General features: G+C 70.0%; 17 protein-coding genes. 11 read left to right on the top strand and 6 right to left on the bottom strand.

What is annotated here, in order from left to right; genetic code table 11:
* Window positions 1–120: 120 nt before the first annotated feature.
* The 11 genes from ACF8LI_RS27950 to ACF8LI_RS27900 all read left to right on the top strand — a co-directional run bounded on the left by ACF8LI_RS27950 (window position 121) and on the right by ACF8LI_RS27900 (window position 12,787).
* On the top strand, window positions 121–972 hold the full coding sequence (locus tag ACF8LI_RS27950; protein WP_160855899.1) for a fumarylacetoacetate hydrolase family protein: 852 nt from the start codon (window positions 121–123) through the stop codon (window positions 970–972).
* A gap of 172 nt (window positions 973–1,144) precedes the next feature.
* Complete coding sequence (locus ACF8LI_RS27945) at window positions 1,145–3,241, top strand: hydantoinase/oxoprolinase family protein (protein WP_016450909.1); 2,097 nt, start codon at window positions 1,145–1,147, stop codon at window positions 3,239–3,241.
* On the top strand, window positions 3,238–5,034 hold the full coding sequence (locus ACF8LI_RS27940) for a hydantoinase B/oxoprolinase family protein (protein WP_012207429.1): 1,797 nt from the start codon (window positions 3,238–3,240) through the stop codon (window positions 5,032–5,034). The genes ACF8LI_RS27945 and ACF8LI_RS27940 overlap by 4 nt, the downstream gene beginning before the upstream one ends.
* Before the next feature lie 8 nt (window positions 5,035–5,042).
* Window positions 5,043–5,408: a hypothetical protein gene (locus tag ACF8LI_RS27935; RefSeq protein WP_012207428.1), complete on the top strand. Its 366-nt coding sequence runs from the start codon at window positions 5,043–5,045 to the stop codon at window positions 5,406–5,408.
* Complete coding sequence (locus ACF8LI_RS27930) at window positions 5,405–6,490, top strand: GTP-binding protein (protein WP_374006781.1); 1,086 nt, start codon at window positions 5,405–5,407, stop codon at window positions 6,488–6,490. The genes ACF8LI_RS27935 and ACF8LI_RS27930 overlap by 4 nt, the downstream gene beginning before the upstream one ends.
* Before the next feature lie 46 nt (window positions 6,491–6,536).
* Window positions 6,537–7,535: a tripartite tricarboxylate transporter substrate binding protein gene (locus ACF8LI_RS27925; protein WP_392414653.1), complete on the top strand. Its 999-nt coding sequence runs from the start codon at window positions 6,537–6,539 to the stop codon at window positions 7,533–7,535.
* 74 nt (window positions 7,536–7,609) lie between these two features.
* A complete protein-coding gene (locus tag ACF8LI_RS27920; RefSeq protein WP_017405827.1) occupies window positions 7,610–8,728 on the top strand; it encodes a porin in 1,119 nt (372 codons plus the stop codon).
* A gap of 131 nt (window positions 8,729–8,859) precedes the next feature.
* On the top strand, window positions 8,860–9,840 hold the full coding sequence (locus ACF8LI_RS27915; RefSeq protein ID WP_013800704.1) for a quinone oxidoreductase: 981 nt from the start codon (window positions 8,860–8,862) through the stop codon (window positions 9,838–9,840).
* A complete protein-coding gene (locus ACF8LI_RS27910) occupies window positions 9,837–10,844 on the top strand; it encodes a LysR family transcriptional regulator (RefSeq protein WP_392414652.1) in 1,008 nt (335 codons plus the stop codon). The genes ACF8LI_RS27915 and ACF8LI_RS27910 overlap by 4 nt, the downstream gene beginning before the upstream one ends.
* Window positions 10,841–11,731, top strand: a complete 891-nt coding sequence (locus ACF8LI_RS27905) for a DMT family transporter (protein ID WP_392414651.1) — start codon at window positions 10,841–10,843, stop codon at window positions 11,729–11,731. Before ACF8LI_RS27910 ends, ACF8LI_RS27905 begins: the two co-directional genes overlap by 4 nt.
* A gap of 84 nt (window positions 11,732–11,815) precedes the next feature.
* Window positions 11,816–12,787, top strand: coding sequence for a LysR family transcriptional regulator (locus ACF8LI_RS27900; protein WP_392414650.1), 972 nt, complete (start codon window positions 11,816–11,818; stop codon window positions 12,785–12,787).
* A 48-nt stretch (window positions 12,788–12,835) separates the two neighbouring features.
* Here ACF8LI_RS27900 and ACF8LI_RS27895 read toward each other — a convergent pair whose 3' ends face one another.
* From ACF8LI_RS27895 to ACF8LI_RS27870, 6 genes are all read right to left on the bottom strand, one after another.
* The gene (locus ACF8LI_RS27895; protein WP_392414649.1) at window positions 12,836–15,103 is read right to left on the bottom strand and encodes a molybdopterin cofactor-binding domain-containing protein; all 2,268 of its coding nucleotides are present in this window, start codon (window positions 15,101–15,103) and stop codon (window positions 12,836–12,838) included.
* A 14-nt stretch (window positions 15,104–15,117) separates the two neighbouring features.
* Window positions 15,118–15,591, bottom strand: coding sequence for a (2Fe-2S)-binding protein (locus tag ACF8LI_RS27890; protein ID WP_012207419.1), 474 nt, complete (start codon window positions 15,589–15,591; stop codon window positions 15,118–15,120).
* 218 nt (window positions 15,592–15,809) lie between these two features.
* Complete coding sequence (locus ACF8LI_RS27885; RefSeq protein WP_392414648.1) at window positions 15,810–17,006, bottom strand: c-type cytochrome; 1,197 nt, start codon at window positions 17,004–17,006, stop codon at window positions 15,810–15,812.
* Between the two features lie 12 nt (window positions 17,007–17,018).
* Complete coding sequence (locus ACF8LI_RS27880; RefSeq protein ID WP_392414647.1) at window positions 17,019–17,840, bottom strand: ABC transporter ATP-binding protein; 822 nt, start codon at window positions 17,838–17,840, stop codon at window positions 17,019–17,021.
* The gene (locus ACF8LI_RS27875) at window positions 17,834–18,889 is read right to left on the bottom strand and encodes an ABC transporter permease (protein ID WP_013800719.1); all 1,056 of its coding nucleotides are present in this window, start codon (window positions 18,887–18,889) and stop codon (window positions 17,834–17,836) included. The genes ACF8LI_RS27880 and ACF8LI_RS27875 overlap by 7 nt, the downstream gene beginning before the upstream one ends.
* A complete protein-coding gene (locus ACF8LI_RS27870) occupies window positions 18,886–19,992 on the bottom strand; it encodes an ABC transporter substrate-binding protein (protein ID WP_392414646.1) in 1,107 nt (368 codons plus the stop codon). The genes ACF8LI_RS27875 and ACF8LI_RS27870 overlap by 4 nt, the downstream gene beginning before the upstream one ends.
* Window positions 19,993–20,188 lie beyond the last annotated feature (196 nt).

Here is a 20,188-nt window from a genome sequence, read left to right as displayed (position 1 = left end):
ATTCTGAAAGCCTGAAATTCTATCTATCCAGATATCAAACGGATTTCTACAGTGCAGTCATGCCTTGCCAGCGGCCTTGCCGTGGCAGGTTTTCCAGACACCGAACCTAAGGAAAATCCGTTGAAACTCGCCAGCTTCATCCATGCCGGACAGCCCCGCTACGGGCAGGTTCTGGCCGAGCGCTTCCTGCTGCCGCCCGCCGACTTTCTCGCCCGCCATCCCGACCTGCTGTCTGTGCTGCGCGCACAGGCGCTGGGCGAGCTGGAGCAGGCCCTGCAGGCCGGCGCCGTGTCCGTCGATGCGGCGCAGACCCAGGCGCTGCCCGTCATCCCCAACCCCGGCAAGCTCATCTGCGTGGGCCTGAACTACAAGACCCATGTGGCCGAGACGCGGCGCGCCGACAGTGAGCACCCGTCGCTGTTCCTGCGCTTCAACGACAGCCTGGCCGCCGATGGCGACGAGCTGCTGCGCCCGGCCTTTTCGGAGCGTTTCGACTGGGAGGGCGAGCTGGCCTTCGTCATCGGCCGGGGCGGGCGCCACATTGCAAAGGAAGATGCCTTCGACCACATCGCCGGCTATGCCTGCTTCAACGATGTGAGCGTGCGCGACTGGCAGCGCCATACGCACCAGTTCACGCCCGGCAAGAACTTTCCCGGCACGGCGCCCTTCGGCCCCTGGCTGGTCACGCGCGACGAGGTGGCCGACGTGCGCAGCCTGGCGCTGCAGACCCGCCTGAACGGCAGCGTGATGCAGCAGGCCAGCCTGGGCGACCTGATCTTCGACATCCCCACCATCGTGGCCTATGTGTCGCGCTTCACGCCGCTGTCGCCCGGCGACGTGATCGCCACGGGCACGCCGGGCGGCGTGGGCGACCGCCGCGAGCCGCCTCTGTACATGAAGCATGGCGATGTGGTCGAGGTCGAGATCACGGGCCTGGGCGTGCTGCGCAACCGTATCGGCACTGATGTCTGAGATGACTCCCCCTGAGTCGCTTCGCGCCTTCCCCCTCTCTCGCTTCGCGGGAGGGGGACGACACCCTCGGTGCGGGGCGGCCCTTCCTCGGTGTCCCTCGCTTTGGGGCACGCCGGTTTCAAGGACTGTGGGCGGCGCATGGCGCTGTGAATAACTGTCTCTGGAGAATTTCATGGATAACCAACAAGCGATTTCGCAGCGGCCCCGGCTGCGCATTGCCGTCGATATCGGCGGCACCTTCACCGACATGGCGGCGTTCGACGAGGCCAGCGGCCGGCTGCTGTTCGGCAAGGCCCTGTCCACGCATGGCGAGCTGGTCAACGGCATCCAGGCCACGATAGACAGCGCGGGCATCGACTGGCGCGACGGCCATCTGTTCCTGCACGGCTCCACCATTGCCATCAACACGCTGCTGGAGCGCAACGGCGCCCACACCGCGCTGCTGATCACCGAGGGCTTTCGCGACATCTACGAGATCGGCCGCGTGAACCGGCCCGATGCCTACAACCTGTTCTTCAACAAGCACCAGCCGCTGGTGCGGCGCTCGCTGCGCCATGAGGTGTCCGAGCGCCTGCGCGCCGACGGCAGCCTGCACAAGCCGCTGGACGAGGCAGCCGTGCGCGAGCTGGCCCGCGAGCTGGCAGGGCAGGGCGTGGAGGCCGTGGCCGTGCTGCTGCTGCACTCCTACCGCAACCCGGCGCACGAGCAGCGCGTCAAGCAGATCCTGCAGGAAGAGATGCCGGGCGCCTTTGTCTGCGCCTCGCACGAGCTGTCGCAGGAGTACCGCGAGTTCGAGCGCGTGTCCACCGCCGTGGCCAATGCCTATGTGGGGCCGCGCGTGTCGCAGTACCTGGGCCAGCTGGAGAACCACCTGGGCGGCAAGGGCTTCGAGGGCGACTTCTACATCGTGCAGTCCACGGGCGGCCTGTTCCCGGTCGAGCATGCCAAGGTGGGCTGCGTGCGCATGCTCGAATCGGGTCCGGCGGCCGGCGTGATCGGCGCCCAGGCCATCTGTGCGCAACTGGGCATGGGCGATGCCATTGCCTTCGACATGGGCGGCACCACGGCCAAGGCCGGCGTGATCAGCGAGGGCCGGCCGCTGACCACGGGCTCGGCGCTGATCGGCGGCTACGAGCAGGCCCTGCCGATACAGATCCCGATGATGGACATCCACGAAGTGGGCACGGGCGGCGGCTCCATCGCCCGCGTGGAGACGGGCAACGCGCTGCGTGTGGGCCCGCAAAGCGCCGGCTCCATCCCCGGCCCCGTGGCCTATGGCCGTGGCGGGCTGGAGCCCACGGTGACCGACGCCAACCTGGTGCTGGGCCGGCTGGACGCGGAGCATTTCCTGGGCGGCGAGCTGCAGCTGGACATGGACGCCTGCCAGCGCCAGATGGCCGAGCGCGTGGCGACCCCGCTGGGCCTGGAGCCCACCGAGGCGGCCGACGGCATCCTGCGCATCGCCGTGACGCAGATGTCGCATGCCGTGAAGGCCGTGACCACCGAGCGCGGCCTGGACGCGGGCAGCTTCACCATGGTCGTCTACGGCGGCGCGGGTCCGCTGCACGCCTCGGCCATTGCGCGCGAGATCGGCATCCGCAAGGTGCTGATCCCCTATGCGCCCGGCTATTTCTCGGCCTACGGAATGCTGTTCTCCGACCTGCGCTACGACTACGTGCGCTCGGTGTTCCGCAAGCTGGGCGAGGTGTCCTTCGAGGAGATCGAGGCCGCCTACCAGAGCATGGAGGACGAGGGCCGCGCCGCGCTGGCGCAGTCCGGCATCGCGCCGGACGGCATCGTGATCGAGCGCGCCGCCGACATGCGCTACGTGGGCCAGGAGCATGCGGTGACCGTGGACCTGCCCATGGCCTTCTTCGAGGGCCGGGACCGCTCGGCCATCAAGCGCCAGTTCGACGAGCTGCACAAGGTGCGCTACGGCACCTCGGCCCCGCAGGAGCCGGCCGACCTCGTGAGCCTGCGCGTCACGGTGCTGGGCACGATGAAAAAGCCGCCCAGGCACAGCGTGGAGCGCGGCAGTGCCGAGCCCAGCCGTGCCTCCGTGCGCACGGTCAAGCCCGTCTATTTCCGCTCCAGCGGCTGGGTGGACACGCCGGTGCATCTGCGCGAGCGCCTGCTGGCGGGCAACGAGATCGCGGGGCCCGCGCTGATCGAGGAACACGCATCCACCACCGTCGTGCAGCCCGGCGACCGGCTGCGCGTGGACGAACTGGGCAATCTGCAAATCGACATCGGGAGCGACCGCACATGAACCACCCCACTGACTCCAGGCCCGTCGATCCGGTCACCGTCGAGATCATCCGCAACGGCCTGTACGCCGTCACGGAGGAGATGAAGACCAACCTGACGCGCACGGCCTACAACCTCATCATCTACGAGGCGCTGGACTTCACGGTCGGCCTGTTCACGCGCGAGGGCGACACGGTGTCCATCGGCCTGGGCCTGCCCATGTTCATCCGCGGCATGTCGGAGACGGTCAAGGCCAAGATCCGCCACTTCGGCTACGAGAACATCCTGCCCGGCGACATCCTGGTCACCAACGATGCCTACACCACCGGCAGCCACCTGAACCACTTCACGTTCACCATGCCGGTGTTCCATGAGGGCCGGCTCGAAGGCTTCACCTGCTGCATGGCCCACTGGCTGGACGTGGGCGGCACGCTGGGCAACGTCACCACGGACATCTTCAGCGAGGGGATACAGATCCCCATCATGAAGTACCAGCGCCAGGGTGAGGTCAACCAGGACCTGATCGACATCATCGCGATGAACGTGCGCCTGGCCGAGCGGGCCCTGGGCGATCTGCGCGCGCAGATCACGGCCATCACCACGGGCGAGCGCCGCTATGTGGAACTGCTGCAGCGCTATGGCGTGGATGCGGTCAACGGCGCCATCGCGCAGATCATGGATTCCAGCGAGGCCGTGGCGCGCAAGAACACGCTGTCGATTCCCGATGGCGTGTACGAGGCCGAGTCCTTCATGGACGACGACGGGCTGGACATCGGCAAGCGCATTCCCATCCGCGTCAAGGTCACGGTGCAGGGCGACGAGATGACGGTGGACCTGTCGGACGTCTCCAAGCAGGTGCGCGGCTTCTACAACTCCGGCTTCACCACGGGCATCGCCTGCGCGCAGGTGGCCTACAAATGCCTCACCACGCCGACCGACTACCCGGTCAACGACGGGAGCTTCCGGCCGCTCAAGGTGATCATGCCCATGGGCACGGTGATCAGCGCCGAGAGGCCCTATCCCATGCGCGTGTGGATGACCTTCCCCATGACGGTGATCGACACCATCTTCAAGGCGCTGGCGCCGGCGATTCCCGACCGCTCCATCGCAGGCCACCATGCGGACCTGGTGTTTCCCAACATCCATGGCATCTCGCCCGAGGACGGGCGGCTGTTCATCGTCGGCATCGGCCCGCTGGGCGGCGGCTGGGGCGCCAAGAGCCGTGAGGACGGCGTGTCCGTCACCGTCTGCATCAATGACGGCGACACCCACAACAGCCCCACCGAGCAGCTTGAGGCCAAGTACCCGGTGCTGGTGGAGAAGTATGAGATCCGCCAGGACTCGGCCGGCGCGGGCCAGTATCGCGGCGGCCTGGGCGCGGAGATGGTGGTGCAGGCGCTGTCGCCCTTCACCGTCACCACGCGCATCGACCGCGTGCACTGCAAGCCCTGGGGCCTGGAGGGCGGCGGCGACGCCATGGGCAACGGCCTGGCCGTGCGCCACAAGGGCGAGTGGAAGACCGACCACGCCAACGCCAAGATCTTCAACGTGCGCCTGGAACGCGGCGATGCCTACCGCATGCTGTCGGGCGGCGGCGGGGGCTTTGGCGACCCGCTGGCGCGCGAACTGGACAAGGTGGCCGAGGACGTGCGCGAAGGCTATGTGAGCGCCCAGGTGGCCCGCGAGGTCTACCGCGTGGCGCTGGATGGCCAGGGACAGGTGGATCACGAGGGCACGCAGGCGCTGCGCAGTGCGCCCAGAGTGCCCGGTGCATCCGGTGCAGCGGCTGCCGCCGTGGCCTGGGACGGGCAGTGAGCACGGCCATGGCCTCCGACCACGCCCTGCAGGCCGGCCGGCTCTGGGACCTGTGGTGCGCCCTGGCGCTGCGCCATGTCGCGCTGGGCGGTGCCTGCGCCTGCGGGGCGGGCGGCATCAGCCTGCGGCTGGAGGACTTCGAGCTGGACATCGTGGACTACCTGCAGGACGGGGGCGAGCGCTGCGAGCAGCCCGAGGTGGCGGCCTGGTTCCGTGCCCGGCCCGCACCCGGGCAGGGCGCGCAGCCGCTGCGCGGCCTGCTCGATGCGCTGGGCTCGGACGAGGTGCCGCAGGCCGTGGCGCAGTGGGCGCTGGCGCGGCTGGAGCGCACGCTGCGCTCGTTCGCCGAGGTGCATGGTGGGGTGGCGTCATGAGCGGGCATTTCTCCAGCCTGCTGGCCCTGCCCGAAGCGGCGGGGCAGCGCATTCCGGTCACCGTGCTTACGGGCTTTCTGGGCAGCGGCAAGACCACGCTGCTCAACGGGCTGCTGGCGCTGCCGGACCTGCACGGGACGGCCGTCATCGTCAACGAGTTCGGTGCGGTCGGCATCGACCAGGACCTGACCAGCCTGGCCTGCGAGGACACGGTGCTGCTGGCCAATGGCTGCCTGTGCTGCAGCGTGCGCGGCGATCTGGTGGAGGCGCTGGAGCGCCTGGCCCTGCGCGAACAGGGCGCGCCGCGCCGCGTGCTGATCGAAACCAGCGGCCTGGCGGACCCGGGGCCGATACTGCGCTCCTTCCTGGGCGAGCCCGCCGTGCGGGCGCGCTATGCGCTGGCCGGCGTGGCCTGCACGGTCGATGCCGTGCTGGGCAGCGCCACACTGGCAGGCTATCCCGAAGCCGTGCGGCAACTGGCTGTGGCCGACCTGGTGCTGCTGACCAAGACAGATTTGCTGGGCGGCGCACGGCCCGCTGCGCAACTGCTGGCCCAGGTGCAGGCCATCAACGGCGAGGCGCCGCAAGGCATGGACCCCGCCCACCATGTGGCGCTGCTGCAGCGGCTGATGTCGGAAGGCGCGACGGGGCAGGAGGACGCCGCTGCGGGCATGCTCCAGGCACCCGGCTACCGGGCCATGGCTCCGGTGACAGCTCCGGTGACAGCGCCGGCAGGCGCGCACCGCGACGGCATCTCGTCCTTTGTGCTGCAGCGCGACGAGCCCCTGCCCGCGCAGGCGTTCGGCGAATGGATGGACTGGGTCACGGCCATGCGCGGCGATGACCTGCTGCGCGTCAAAGGCATCGTGCACCTGCAGGAGCACCCGGACCAGCCCCTGGTCATCCATGGCGTGCAGCACCTGTTCGCCCCGCCGCAGACGCTGCCCCGCTGGCCGGGTGCCGACCGGCGCACGCGCATCGTCTTCATCACGCGGGGGCTGGATGCCCAGGCCCTGGACGACACGCTGAGCGTGCTCGTGCGCAGGCACAGGCGGCGCGCGCCGAATCAGGACCCGGGCTGAGCCACGCAACGGCCGGCCCATTTTCAAAAGAAACAGGAGACAAAGCATGAAAACTCTGACACGGCTGAAGGGGCCGGTGCTGGGCGCCTTACTGGGTGCGCTGGCTGCCTTGCCCATCGCCAGCATGGCCTCGTCCAGTGCGCCCGCCGCCTTTCCCGAGCCGGGCAAGATGGTCAAGGTCATCGTCCCCTTCGTGGCGGGCGGCGGCGTGGACAGCGCCGCGCGCCTGTTCGCCGAGCAGTTGCGCAAGCAGCTGGGCACGACGGTCATCGTCGAGAACCGCGTGGGCGGCAGCGGCGTGGTGGGCGGCCGTGCGGTGCTGGCGGCTGCCCCCGATGGCTACACCCTGCTGTTCTCGGCCGCCACGCATGTGCTGGCCAAGCAGGTATTGGCCCATCCGCCCTATGACCCGCAGACCGACTTTGTCCCCGTGGCGCGCGTGGGCGAGGCGCCGCTGATGCTGGTGATATCGCCGCAGCTGCCCCATAGCAAGCTGGGCGAGGTGCTGGCCGCAGGCGCCAAGAGCACGTGGACGGCGGCCATTCCCGCCGTGGGCGCACCCAGCCACCTGGCCACGCTGCTGCTGGCCCAGCAGGGCCGCATGCGCCTTGAGTACGTGCCCTACAAGGGCACGCAGCCCGCGCTGGTGGATGTGGGCGGCGGCCATGTGGACCTGCTGCTCGACTCCATGGTCTCCGTGCTGCCGCTGGCCAAGGCCGGCAAGGTGCGGCCGATTGCCATCACCTCCGGCAAGCGCAGCCCGCTGGCGCCCGAGGTGCCCACCATGCAGGAAGGCGGCCTGCCGCGGTTTGCCTACACCTCCTGGTACGGACTGTGGGCGCCCAGGGACACGCCGGCCGACCGGGTGCAGCGGCTGAACCAGGCCTCCAACGCGGCGGTGGCCGAGCTGGCCAGGTCCGGCGCCTTCGCGAGCCTGGGCATCGACACGGTTTCGGAGAGCACCGAGCAGTTCAAGCGCTTCATCGCCGCCGATGTGGCGCAGAGCGCCGCGCTGCTCAAGGGCGCGGGCTTCAAGCCCGAGTAGTCGGGCAGACCCCGGCACAAGCCCGAGAAAGAGCAAAGAGCAAAGAGCAAAGCAAAAAATCACAAGGAGACAACATGCAGGTTTTCATACGCCAGGCCCTGGCCGCCTCGCTGGGGCTGGCCGCCGCGCATGCGGGCGCGCAGTCCTCGGTATCGATCTCGGGCACCGTCGATGTGAGCGTCAGGCAGGTGCGCAACCAGGGCCTGGGAACGGTCACCTCGCAGGCCAGCGGCGCCAACTCCACCAGCAAGCTGGTGTTGCGGGGGCAGGAGGACCTGGGCGACGGCCTGAGCGCGGGCTTCTACCTGGACGGCAGCCTGCTGGCCGACACCGGCGCCATGGGTGCCAGCGGCCCGTTCTGGGACCGGCGCTCCACGGTCAGCCTGGCCTCGCGGCAATGGGGTGAGCTGCGGCTGGGGCGTGACTGGGTGCCCACGCACCTGGTGTGGAGCGGCTTCGATCCGTTTGCCACGCTGGGCATCGGCAGCGCCAATGGCTTTCGCTCGTTCACGGCTTCCCGCGCGCTGGGCCAGGCCTTCGGCACGGCGCCGGAGTCGCAGGCTGCCAATCCCACGCTGCGCGTGAGCAATGCGGTGGAGTATTTCCTGCCGGCCGGCCTGGGCGGGCTGCAGGGCGTGTCCGGCAGCCTGATCGCCACCTTGGGCGAGAAGGGCGCCACGGCGGCAGGCCAGACGCGCGGCAACGGCTTTCGGCTGGGGTGGGCGGGCGCGGGCTGGAACGTGGCGGGCGCGCAGTTCACCACGCGCAACACCCTGAGCGGCATCCATTTCAAGGACCAGAGCTACGGTGTCTCCTACGACTTCGGCTGGCTCAAGGCCAGCCTGGCCCAGCGCCGCTGGGTGCATGGCGTGGACCGCACGGTCAACACCCTGGTGGGCATGAGCGTTCCCGTGGGCAGCGGCGTGGTCAAGCTCAGCTACGTCAAGGCCGACCAGACGGGCGCGACGGCGGCGCAAAGCGCCAGCGATGCCGACCTGTGGGCGCTGGGCTATGTGCACTCGCTGTCGCGGCGCACGGCGCTGTACGCGCATGCGGCCCGCATGTCCAACCGCAATGGGGCGGCCTTCGCCATTGCCGGGGGTGCGGCTGTCAGCGGCAATCCGGCCGCGGCCAATTACTTTGGCGGGCGCGCCTCCACGGCCTTCGAGCTGGGCCTCCGGCACGACTTCTGACGGGCAGCGTGGGCAGCCTGCGCGCTGGTTCGTGGTCATTGCTGCACCCCATGCAGCAGTGAACTGCACGCCGGCCTATTGCTGCCGTCAATCGCTTCTTCTACGCTGCACCCATTTCACGGAGCAGCGAGATGAATCCATTGATCAAGGTCCGCATGGACGCCGCAGGCACCCCCGACGCCATGCGCCTGGAGCCGGTCGAGGTGCAGGCGCCCGGCCCCGGCCAGGTCTGGCTGGAGCAGACGGCCATCGGCGTGAATCCGCTGGACGTGAGCCAGCGCAAGGGCGCGGTCGCCATCGCCTTTCCCTCGGGCCTGGGGCTGGAGGGCGCGGGGCGGGTGGCCGCCGTGGGCGAGGGCGTGACGAATGTGGCCGTGGGCGAGCGCGTGGGCTACGCCACGGGGCCGCTGGGCGCCTATGCCAGCGCCCGCCTGTATCCGGCCGAGCGCCTGGTGAAGCTGCCCGATGCGCTGCCTGACGACGCGGCGGCGGCCGTGCTGTTCAAGGGCATCACGGCGCAGTACCTGCTCAAGACCACCCATGCCGTGGGCCCCGGCAGCCGCATCGTGATCTATGGCGCCGCCGGTGCGCTGGGCCAGTTGATGTGCGCCTGGGCCAGGCACCTGGGCGCCCTGGTGATCGGCGTGGTGTCCAAGGCAGCCAGCGTGGAGCGCGCGCGGGCGGCCGGCTGCGACGAGGTCTTCGTGTTCGATGCGGCCACGCTGCCGGGCCAGGTGCTGCAGGCCACCGGGGGCCTGAAGGCCGACGTGGTCTACGACCCCATCGGCCGCACGACGCTGGGCGCCTCGCTGGACTGCCTGCGCCCGCGCGGCCTGCTGGTGTCCTTCGGCGCGACCTCCGGCCTGCCCGATCCCATCTCGGTGGCCACGCTCAATGCCAAGGGCTCGCTGTTCCTCACGCGCCCCTCGCTGGCCGCGCACACGGCCACGGCGGCCGAGTACCAGGAGCGCGCACGGGACGTGCTGGCCGCCGTGGCGGCCGGCATCATCGTGCCCGGCGTCTGGCGCCGGTATGCGCTGGCGGAGGTGGCGCAGGCGCATGGCGATCTGGAGCAGGGACGCTCCCAAGGTGCGATCATCCTGACCCCATGAACCTTCTGGACAGCCAGCACGCCGATGAACTGGCGGCCCTGGTGGCGCTGCATGAACAAGGCTCCTTCGCTGCGGCGGGGCGGGCCTTGCTGCGCCATCCGTCCGTGCTGTCCAAACGCCTGAACGCGCTGGAGACCCGGCTGGGCGTGCGGCTGGTGGAGCGCAGCACACGCCATCTGCACCTGACCGACGAGGGCCTGCGCCTGGTGGACAAGGTGCGCCAGGCGGCCGGCCTGATTGCCGATGCCCAGAAGGAGGCCGCCCAGGGCGCCTCGCAGGCGCGGGGCAGGCTGCGGCTGTCGCTGCCGGCCGCCATGGGACGGCGCTGGCTCAGCCCGCTGCTGGCCGAGTTTGCGCTGGCCCATCCGCAGATCGTGCTGGAGGTGGAGTATGCGGACCGCTTCGTGGACATCGTGGGCGAGCGCTTCGACGCGGCGGTGCGCATAGGCCGGCTGGCGGACAGCCGTCTCGTGGCGCTGCGGCTGGGCGGGCACCAGCGCATCCTGGGCGCCGCGCCCGCCTACCTGCAGGCCCACGGCACGCCGATGCACCCCGAGGACCTGGCGGCGCACCGCTGCCTGGGCTTCACGGGGCTGCAATCGTTTCCGCAATGGGAGCTGGTGCACGGTGGCGCATCGGGCGATGTGCCTCAGGGCCAGGCCCGGCACACGGTGCTGGTGCGCGGCCCCATGGTCAGCAATGACAGCGAGGCCCTGCTCACGGCTTCCGTCATGGGCGTGGGCATTCTGGCCGGCGGCGACTGGCTGATGAGCGAGCACATGGCCGCAGGCCGGCTGGTGCGGGTGCTGCCGCAATGGCGCCTGGATGGCGCCTCGGGCATCTACTTCGTTCGGCCCTCGGCGGCGTTCAGCAGCGCGGCCATGACGGCGCTGCGCGACTGCCTGGTGCGGTGGTTTGCCACGCGCAGCCCCTGGCGCACGGGGCATGACACACTGGCGCCGCCCCCATCCCTGCCCCCGCCCTTTTCCGCATCCGCTCCATGACCCAAAAAACCTCGCCGCCCGCCATGGCGGCCGCCTTGCTTCCCTGGCTGTTCGTGCTGCTGTGGAGCACGGGCTTCATCGGCGCCAAGTTCGGCCTGCCCTATGTGGAGCCGCTGACCTTTCTGACGCTGCGCTATGCCATCGTCCTGGTGCTGATGGCGGCGGTGGCCCTGGTGCTGCGCGCGCCCTGGCCACGGTCGGCACGCCAGTGGCTGCACATTGGCGTGGCAGGGCTGTTCGTGCATGGCGTGTACCTGGCCGGCGTGTTCACGGCCATCGCCCACGGCCTGCCTTCGGGCGTGACGGCCCTGGTGGTGGGGCTGCAGCCGCTGATCACGGCCCTGGTGGCCGGCACCTTTCTGGGCGAGTCCGTGCGTCCCCGGCAGTGGGCCGGGCTGGCGCTGGGCTTCACGGGCGTGGCCCTGGTGGTGGCGGGCAAGATCGCCTCGGTGCCGGTCCATGCCCTGCTGGCCATGCTGGTGCCGGCCGTGGTGGCGCTGGCCGGCATCACGGCCGGCACGCTGTACCAGAAGCGGTTCTGCCCCTCGTTTGATCTGCGCACGGGCTCGGTCATCCAGTACCTGCCGTGCCTGGTGGCGACGGGGGCGCTGGCCCTGGCCACCGAAACCATGCAGGTGCGCTGGAGCGGCGAGTTCCTGTTTGCGCTGGGCTGGCTGGTGCTGGTGCTGTCCGTGGGCGCGGTCAGCCTGCTCAACCTGCTGATACGCCGCGGCGGCGCCGTGCACGTGGCCAGCCTGTTCTATCTGACGCCACCGGCCACGGCCCTGATCGCCTGGGCCATGTTCGGCGAGACGCTGGGCGGCCTGGCGCTGGCGGGCATGGCCTTGACGGCAGCCGGCGTGTGGCTGGCGCGCCAGGGGCGCTAGCTTGCCCCGCAAGCCGCGGGCAGGGCATGCGCAAAGGCGGGATACTGCGGCACTGTCAGCCCACGAATACCGGATTTCCGCACCATGCCCATCAATGAACTGCGCGCCATCGCCACCTTTGCCAAGGCGGTCGAGCTGGGCAGCCTGCGCCAGGCGGCGCTGTCCCAGGGCGTGAGCCCCCAGGCCGCCAGCCAGGCGGTGGCCCATCTGGAGCAGCACCTGGGCGTGCGCCTGCTGCACCGGACCACGCGCAGCCTTGCGCTGACCGAGGAGGGCCAGCGTTTCCTGCAGGACACCCAGCCGGCGCTGGCCGCGCTGGACCGCGCACTGAACCTGGCACGCGACAGCCGCGAGGGCATTGCGGGGCCGTTGCGCATCGTGGGCCCCAAGTCCTGCTTCGCGCCCGTGCTGATGCCGCTGCTCGATGAGTTCTGCCGCCTGCACCCGGGCATCGTCCCCGATGTGCGGCTGGACGACGGCATAGGCAACTGGGTGCTGGACCGGGTCGATGCGGGGTTTCGCATCGGCGCCTCGCCCGATGAAAGCGTGATCGGGCGGCGGCTGTTTCCCGTGCAGCTCATCGTCTGCGCGGCGCCGCAGTATCTGCAACGCCATGGCGTGCCCCGGTCGCTGGACGAGCTGGCCGCGCACCGCTGCAGCATGTTCCGCCATGCGGCCACGGACACGGTGATGCCCTGGTACCTGCCGGTCGATGGCGAGCTCACGCACCGCTACCTGCAGCCGGCCCTGTCCACCAACGATGCCGAGCTGGAGCTGCATGCCGTGCTGGCCGGCCAGGTGCTGGGCCAGCTGTCCAACATCTGCGCGGCCGCGCACATCCGCGCGGGGCGCCTGGTGCCCGTGCTGCTGGCGCATATCAGCGAGCACATCGGCCTGCATGTCTACTACGGCAGCCGCGACGCGCTGCCCCGGCGCGTGCGTGCCTTCATCGACCTGGCCGTGCAGCGGCTGCAGGACTGCCCGGACTATCTGCTGACCATGGAAGAACTGGAAAGGGCGGCGGCCGCAGGTGCCGCCGCCCTTTCCGGGGGCTGACCGGGATCAGGTCCGGCCGTTCAGGCCAGATCGATCACGCCAGCTCGATCACGCCAGATCGAACGGCAGCTTGCGCACGGGCTTGCCCGTGAGCTGCGCCACGGCGTTGGCGAAGGCCGGTGCCAGCGGCGGCAGGCCGGGCTCGCCCATGCCCGTCGGCGGCTCGGCGCTGGGCACGACGTGGACGGCGATCTCGGGCATGTCGGTGATGCGCGGCACGGCGAAGTCGCCGAAGTTGCTTTGCTCCACCACACCGTCCTTGAGCGTGATCGCCGCGCCGGGCAGGCACATGGACAGGCCCATCAGCGCCGCGCCCTGCACCTGCGCCTCGATGGTGCGCGGGTTCACGGCCAGGTTGCAGTGCACGCCGGCCGTGGCCTTGTGCAGCACCGGGCGGCCGTCCTTGACCGAGGCCTCCACCACATAGGCCACCACCGTGTCGAAGGACTCGTGCACGGCCACGCCCCAGGCGCGGCCCGCGCGCAGCTGGCGCTTGCCGTAGCCGCTCTTGTCCACGGCCAGCTGCAGGGCCAGGCGATGGCGCGGGTGCTTGTCGCCGAACATCTGCATGCGGTAGGCCACGGGGTCCTGGCGGCTGCTGCGCGCGATCTCGTCGATCAGCGTTTCCATGACGAAGGCCGTGTGGGTCGATCCCACGCTGCGCCACCACAGCACGGGCACGTTGACCTTGGGGTGGTGCACGGTCAGGCGCATGGGCAGCGGATAGGGCTCGCGCATGCCCTCCACGGCCGTGGCGTCGATGCCGTTCTTGATCATGCCGCCCTCGAACATGGTGCCCGCGGTGATGGACTGGCCCACGATGGCGTGGTCCCAGGCCAGCACCTTGCCGCGTTCGTCGAAGCCGATCTTCGCGCGGTGCAGGTGCATGGGGCGGTAGTAGCCGCCCTTGATGTCGTCCTCGCGGCTCCAGACCATGCGCACGGGAGCGTTCAGGCCGGCGCGGCGCGCGGCCAGCGCCACCTGGCAGGCCTCAATCACGTAGTCGCTGGTGCCCACGCCCCGGCGGCCAAAGCCGCCGCCGGCCATCTGCACGTGCACGCGCACCTGCTCGGGCTTGAGGCCCAGCACACGCGCGGCGGCCATGCCGTCCACGCCTGCGAACTGCGTGCCCAGGTAGAGGTCGGCTCCGGCCTCGCCGGTCTCGCCCATCTGCACCGTGCAGTTGAGCGGCTCCATGGGCGCATGGGCCAGGTAGGGGAAGCTGAACTCGGCCTCGATATGGCGCGGCGCCTTGTCCAGCGCCGAGATGTCGGCGTCGAAGTGGCGCGCGCCGGGCTGCGCGGCCAGCTCGCGGTACTGGGCCAGTTGGCGTTCGCTGTCCACCTTCTCCACGGCGTCGGTGTTCCATTGCGCCTTCAGCGCCTCGCGGCCCTTGCGCGCAGGCCAGTAGCCGGTGGCGATCACGGCCACGCCTTCGCCGCCACCGTCCACGGGCACGCGCAGCACGGCCTTGACGCCGGGCACGGCACGCGCCGCAGCGTCGTCCAGCGAGGCCAGCTGCGCCTTGAACACGGGCGGGTGTGCAATCACCGCCGTCAGCTGGCCCGGCAGGTGCATGTCGATGCCGAAGCTCTGCTGGCCGCTGCTCTTGGCCCGGGCGTCGATGCGGCCCGTGGGCTTGCCGATCAGGCGGAAGTCCTTGGGATTCTTCAGCACGACGGTGGCCGGCACGGGCTGGGCCATGGCGGCCTGGGCCAGCTCGCCATACGACAGCTTCTTGCCGTTGGGGCCGAGCACGAAGCCCTCGCGCGTGCGCAGCGTGGCGGCATCCGTCTTCCACTGCGCGGCGGCGGCGGCCACCAGCATGGCGCGCGCACGGGCGCCCAGCTCGCGGTACTGGGTGTAGCTGTGCTTGAGGGCGGTGGAGCCGCCCGTCATCTGGATGCCATAGCGCGGATCGGCATAGGCCGCATCGTTGCCGCCCAGGCGGGCGCGGACCTTGCTCCAGTCGGCGTCCAGCTCCTCGGCCAGCACCAGGGGCAGGGCGGTGTGCACGCCCTGGCCGAACTCCAGGCGGTTGATGGCCACGGTGACTTCGCCATTGGGCGAGATCTCCACGAAGGAGGCGGGCTGCTCGGTGGGCTTGAGGCCGGCGGCCTCGCCCTTGCCCGGCGCCTGCGCCATGGCGGGAAACACGCCCAGGGCCAGCGAACCGGCACCGGCGATCTTGAGGAAGCTGCGGCGGGGGATCTGTGCAAGGGTGGGCGCGTCGGCGATGGCAGCGGTGGCCTCGTCACGGTCCAGGATGTGCTGCAGGGCGCGCGGCAGTTCGGCGGGGTTGAAGGTGGTCAGCATGCGGCGTTCTCCGTTCAGCCCAGGGTGCGCGCGGCATCGGCCACGGCCGTGCGGATGCGTGCATAGGTTCCACAGCGGCAGATGTTGCCGGCCATGGCCGCGTCTATCTCCTCGCCGCTGGGCTTCTTGCCCTTGGGCAGCGACTTGAGGAAGGCCGTGGCGCTCATGATCTGCCCGCTCTGGCAGTAGCCGCACTGGGCCACGTCGTGGCGCACCCAGGCATCGCGCACGGCGGTGCCCACGCGGTCGGAGCCCGAGGTCATGGCCTCGATGGTGGTGATCTTCTGGCCCGCGGCCGCCGAGATCGGCGTCACGCAGGAACGTATGGCCTGGCCATTCATGTGCACCGTGCAGGCGCCGCACAGCGCCGCGCCGCAGCCGAACTTGGTGCCGGTCATCTCCAGCGTGTCGCGCAGGGCCCACAGAATGGGCGTCTCGGGGTCCAGGTCCATGGAAACGGTCTTGCCGTTGATGGTGAGATCGGTCATCGCAGTCTCTCCTTGTTGTGGGGGCTTTTGGGGATGGGGTCCTGTGGGAGTGTCGCCGTCGCCCGGGCTTGAGGGAAGAGGGCGGATCCGTCGAGGCGCCGACTATAGAAAGGCCATGCCCCCGCCACTAGCCATGTTCCGCTTGAAAGATTGGCAAGAGCAAGTTGCGAATGCCCTGCAGATTCTGTGTGCCCGTGTTCCTCTGCCTCCGTGCAGGTTCAATGCACAAACCCACCCTTGATGAACCGCACGGGCTCGGCGTCCATGCGTGCAATCAGCGCGCCCAGGCCATCGGCCACGGCGCCAGCGCCAGCGCCGGAGGTGGCCTTGGCCGCCGTGTCCGTGCGGCAGACCAGGTCGTCCTCCGACCAGCCCTGGGCGCCCGGACGCGATAGCGCGCGCAGCCAGCCGCTGCGGTCGCCCAGCCATTGCATGCCCTGCAGCTGCTCCGAGCCGCTGAGCAGGGCCATGGCCTGCCAGGCGCGCGGGTCGTTGACGGTGCAGTCCAGGGCGCTGGCGGCGCGGTTGCCGCCATCGGGCGACAGCTGCAGGCTGACCAGGCGCGGGTCTTCCTGCACCGGGCCGCTGCCTGCCACCATCCTCAGCCGCTGCTGGCGGCTTTGCCAGGTGCTCAGGCGGCGTGCGGGCTGGCCTGCGCACTGCACGGCCATGTCGGGAAGTCCCACGGGATAGGGCCAGTTGCCGGCGATCTGCAGCATCTGGCCTGCGGCGCGGGCCTTCATGAAGTCGATCAGGGCCCAGGCGTCGTCGCTGGACAGCCGGTCGGCCTGGCCGTGTGCCCGTGCGCCGTCGCCAGACTCCACGGGACGGCGGTCATGAAGAATGGCCCAGAGCAATTCCCCATCGGCGCGGCGCCACAGCAACGGGCTGGTGAAGTTGGGGGGCCAGACCGGCTGGCTGGCGGCCAGCGGGCCGTGGCCCCGGCCATCGGCACCGTGGCAGGCCGTGCAGTGCTGGGCATAGACCGCGCCGCCGCGCGCAATGCTCTCCACGCTGAAGCCCGTGGGCGAGGCATGGAAGCTGGTGGCATGCGCGGGCACCAGGATCAGGTCGGCACGCGGCCAGGGGGCCAGCAGCAGGGCGAGCGCGGCCAGCGCGGTCAGCACCAGGGCCGGCAGGCGGATGCGGCGCAGCACCAGGGCCAGCGCCAGGGCCAGCAACAGCAAAACGATGGCGGTGGCCACGGCCGCCAGCGACCACAGCAGGCCCCGGGCCTGGCCCAGGTCGATCAGCAGGTTTTCGCCGGACAGGCGCAGGGCCCAGGGCCAGGCGGGCTGCCCATCCACCGTGCCGGCCAGGCCCAGGCCATGCAGCAGCTGCAGCAGGCCGACCTGGGCCTGCTGCATGGCGCCGATCAAGGGGTTGAGCCAGTCGGGGGAGTCGCTGCGTTGCATCGGAGGCGGGCGCTACCAGGTCTGGTCCAGGCCCAGGTGGCGCAGGGCCTCGTGGCGCAGCTCGGACAGGCGGGCATGGCCGCGCTGGCGCGGATAGGGCAGGTCCACATCGATCTCGGCCACGATGCGGGCGGGCCGCTGGCTGAAGACCAGCACGCGGTGGGCCAGGAAGAGGGCCTCTTCCACATCGTGGGTGACCAGCAGCACGGAAAAGCCTGCGCGCTGCCAGATCTTGAGGATCTCGCTTTGCATGGCCAGCCGCGTCAGCGAGTCGAGCTTGCCCAGCGGTTCGTCCAGGATCAGCAGGCGCGGGTCGTTGACCAGGGCGCGCGCCAGGGCCGCGCGCTGGGCCATGCCGCCCGACAGCTGGTGGGGATGGCTGTCCGCAAAATCCTCCAGTCCCACCAGGCGCAGGGCCTCGTCGATGCGGTGGGCCTGGATGTCCAGCAGGCCGCGTGCCTGCAGGCCCAGGGCCACGTTGCCGCGCACCGTGCGCCAGGGAAACAGCGTGGGGTCCTGGAAGACGACGATGCGCGAGGGATCGGGCTCGGTGATGGCCGTGCCGTCCTGCGCCACGGCGCCGGCCGTGGGCGCGTCCAGCCCGGCCACCAGGCGCAGCAGCGTGGACTTGCCGCAGCCGCTGGGGCCCAGCAGGGCGACGAACTCGCCGGGCCGTACCTGCAGGCTGACCTCGTCGAGCACCTGCAGCGCGCCCTGTCCCTGGCCGAACCAGTGGCTGACGGCCTGCACATCGATGGCCGCCCCGGCTAGGGCCGCCCCGGCGATGGCGGGCGTGGCTGCGGCGTTGGCGGCATGTTCTGCGGCAATCACCATTTGACGGTTCCCTTCTGCCATGACAGCGTGCGGTCGCGCACGGTGAACAGCAGCGTGATCAGGCCCGAGCACAGCACGGCCATGACCAGCAGCGCCGTGTACATGTTGGCGTAGGCTGCCCAGCCCTGGGCCCACTGCAGATACCAGCCCAGGCCGGCCTTCACGCCCATCATCTCGGCCGTGATCAGCACCGAGAACGAGGCGCCCAGCCCCATGAACAGGCCCACGAAGACCTGGGGCAGGGCGGCCGGGATGGCCACGCGCAGCACCAGGAACCAGGGCGATGCGCCCAGCGTGCGCGCCACGTCGTAGTAGCTCTTGCTGACCGAGGCCACGCCCGACCAGGTCAGCACGGCCACCGGAAAGAACGTGGCCAGCGCCACCAGGAACACGGCTGCCGAGTAGCTCGACGGCGCGAAGAAAAAGGCCAGCGGCAGCAGGGCCGAGGCGGGCACCGGCCCCAGGAAGCGCAGCAGCGGATGCACCCAGTAGCCCGCGATGCGCGACCAGCCTATCCACACGCCCGTGAGAAAGCCGATCACCGCGCCGAACACGATGCCGTTGAGCAGCAGCCGCAGCGAATACAGCGTGGACAGGCCCAGGCGCTGCCAGTCCTCGTGCACCACGTCGATCAGGCTTTGCGGTGGAGCGAAGAACGGCGGCGGCAGCGCGCCGAGCTTGGCTGTCAGCGTCTCCCACAGCGCCAGCAGCAGCGGCGCCGCCACCAGCCAGGCACCGGCCGGGCGCAGCCAGCGGTCGATGCGCCGTGCTGCCCGTACGGGTCGCACAGGCAGCACGGCCGATGCCAGCAGCAAAAGGGCCACGGCCAGGGCGGCAATGCCGAACTCCTGCGTGAATGCCCATTCGCTGAAGCCGATCTCCTTGTTGGGCCACAGCAGGGTCAGCATGCCCAGGCCGGCCCAGGCGGCGGCGGCCAGCAGGCCGGTGCGCCAGGGGCCTGCCTTGCGCGTGCCCTGCGCCTGTTCCCGTTCCAGGCCGGGTGCGGCATCCGTGGCGCCCAGGCGCCAGCGTGGTCTTGCGGTGCTCATGCGAGGACGTCCAGCGTGATGTGGCTGGCAAAGCGGCCAGGGTCGGTCTGCTTCTTGAGCACGCCGGCCGTGCGGAAGTCGGCCGCAAAGGCCTGGACCTCGTCGCGCAGCGGCTTGCCGTGCGGATGGTGCTTGAAGGTCAGCTCGGCCAGCAGGCGCTGCAGGTCCTCGACGGGCACCTTGGGCGAGTACTTGGCAAAGATCTTCGCCGTTTCGTTGGGGTTCTCGGCGATGTAGTCAGAGGCCTGGGTGAGCGCGCGCACCACGCTGGCCGCTGCGGGCTTGTTGGCCCGGGCGAACTTTGCGCCTGCGCCGATCACGCAGCAAATGCTTTCGGCGTACTCGTTCTTGGCGCTGTTGCCCAGTTCGAGGAAGGTGCCGGGGTTGCGCTTTTCGATCAGGTAGAGATTCGGGTCGCCGTCGGCAATGGCCTGGATCTCGCCCTTCTTGGCGGCCACATCCAGCAGGTCGGCCGGGTAGACGCGCCATTCGATGTCCTTGTCCACATCCAGGCCGCGCTTGGCCAGGTGGATGGAATAGAACTGCTTGGCCGGGCTGTTGAGATCGGCCACGCCGATGGTCTTGCCCTTGAGCGTGCTGGGGTCCAGCGTGACGCCGGCCGACTTCAGGCCGACCAGGCGCAGGCAGCCGCCGTGCACGCTGCCGATGAGCTTGACATCCAGCCCCGCCTCCAGCGGCTTGATCCAGCGGTGGATCAGGCCCGCGCCCGCATCGGCCTTGCCCGTGGCCAGCGCCTCCAGCAACTGGTCGGCCGAGCCGCCCCAGTTCAGCAGTTCTACGTCCAGGCCGTTGCGCTCGAAGAAGCCGCGCTCCAGCGCCACGGGAATGGGCGAATGGCAGAAGCTGGCCTGGCTCCAGGCAAAGGTGATCTTCTGGCGCGGCTGCGCCCCGGCGCGGCCGCTGAACCAGGCGGCCGAGCCCAGCGCGCCGGCTGCGGCGCCGGCGCGGATCAGGGTGCGGCGCGAGAGCGAGGGCTCGGTCGCCTTGGGAGCATCGAGCGCCCCGAAAGCACCGCAATCGGCGCCATGGGCGCAGCGGCTGTCCTGGGTCCTGTCGATCTCGGTCTGGGTCTTGCGGGTCATGGAACTCCCTCCAAAGCAGTTTCGGGACTGCCGATGCTGTCCGCTGAGTGCCGTGTTTCCAACGACGCAAAACGCGCATCCATATGTGCGTGGCAACTAGGAAGGGCGCGGCCCGGCGACATGCGCAAACCGAATAAGCGAACGCGTTTTTCTTCGTAGTGCGCAGGGCGCGGGCTTCGAATAATGGGCTGCATCG

The sequence above is a fragment of the Delftia sp. WSY_12 genome, assembly GCF_043104645.1.
Classification (GTDB): domain Bacteria; phylum Pseudomonadota; class Gammaproteobacteria; order Burkholderiales; family Burkholderiaceae_C; genus Comamonas; species Comamonas tsuruhatensis.
The sequence above is the reverse complement of the archived record's forward strand: the minus strand, read 5'-3'. Positions and strand labels throughout refer to the sequence as shown.

Coding starts and splice junctions, on each gene's coding strand:
- ACF8LI_RS27945 (WP_016450909.1), top strand. CDS start 1,145: ATGGATAACCAACAAGCGATTTCGCAGCGGCCCCGGCTGCGCATTGCC.
- ACF8LI_RS27940 (WP_012207429.1), top strand. CDS start 3,238: ATGAACCACCCCACTGACTCCAGGCCCGTCGATCCGGTCACCGTCGAG.
- ACF8LI_RS27935 (WP_012207428.1), top strand. CDS start 5,043: ATGGCCTCCGACCACGCCCTGCAGGCCGGCCGGCTCTGGGACCTGTGG.
- ACF8LI_RS27930 (WP_374006781.1), top strand. CDS start 5,405: ATGAGCGGGCATTTCTCCAGCCTGCTGGCCCTGCCCGAAGCGGCGGGG.
- ACF8LI_RS27925 (WP_392414653.1), top strand. CDS start 6,537: ATGAAAACTCTGACACGGCTGAAGGGGCCGGTGCTGGGCGCCTTACTG.
- ACF8LI_RS27920 (WP_017405827.1), top strand. CDS start 7,610: ATGCAGGTTTTCATACGCCAGGCCCTGGCCGCCTCGCTGGGGCTGGCC.
- ACF8LI_RS27915 (WP_013800704.1), top strand. CDS start 8,860: ATGAATCCATTGATCAAGGTCCGCATGGACGCCGCAGGCACCCCCGAC.
- ACF8LI_RS27910 (WP_392414652.1), top strand. CDS start 9,837: ATGAACCTTCTGGACAGCCAGCACGCCGATGAACTGGCGGCCCTGGTG.
- ACF8LI_RS27905 (WP_392414651.1), top strand. CDS start 10,841: ATGACCCAAAAAACCTCGCCGCCCGCCATGGCGGCCGCCTTGCTTCCC.
- ACF8LI_RS27900 (WP_392414650.1), top strand. CDS start 11,816: ATGCCCATCAATGAACTGCGCGCCATCGCCACCTTTGCCAAGGCGGTC.
- ACF8LI_RS27895 (WP_392414649.1), bottom strand. CDS start 15,103: ATGCTGACCACCTTCAACCCCGCCGAACTGCCGCGCGCCCTGCAGCAC.
- ACF8LI_RS27890 (WP_012207419.1), bottom strand. CDS start 15,591: ATGACCGATCTCACCATCAACGGCAAGACCGTTTCCATGGACCTGGAC.
- ACF8LI_RS27885 (WP_392414648.1), bottom strand. CDS start 17,006: ATGCAACGCAGCGACTCCCCCGACTGGCTCAACCCCTTGATCGGCGCC.
- ACF8LI_RS27880 (WP_392414647.1), bottom strand. CDS start 17,840: ATGGTGATTGCCGCAGAACATGCCGCCAACGCCGCAGCCACGCCCGCC.
- ACF8LI_RS27875 (WP_013800719.1), bottom strand. CDS start 18,889: ATGAGCACCGCAAGACCACGCTGGCGCCTGGGCGCCACGGATGCCGCA.
- ACF8LI_RS27870 (WP_392414646.1), bottom strand. CDS start 19,992: ATGACCCGCAAGACCCAGACCGAGATCGACAGGACCCAGGACAGCCGC.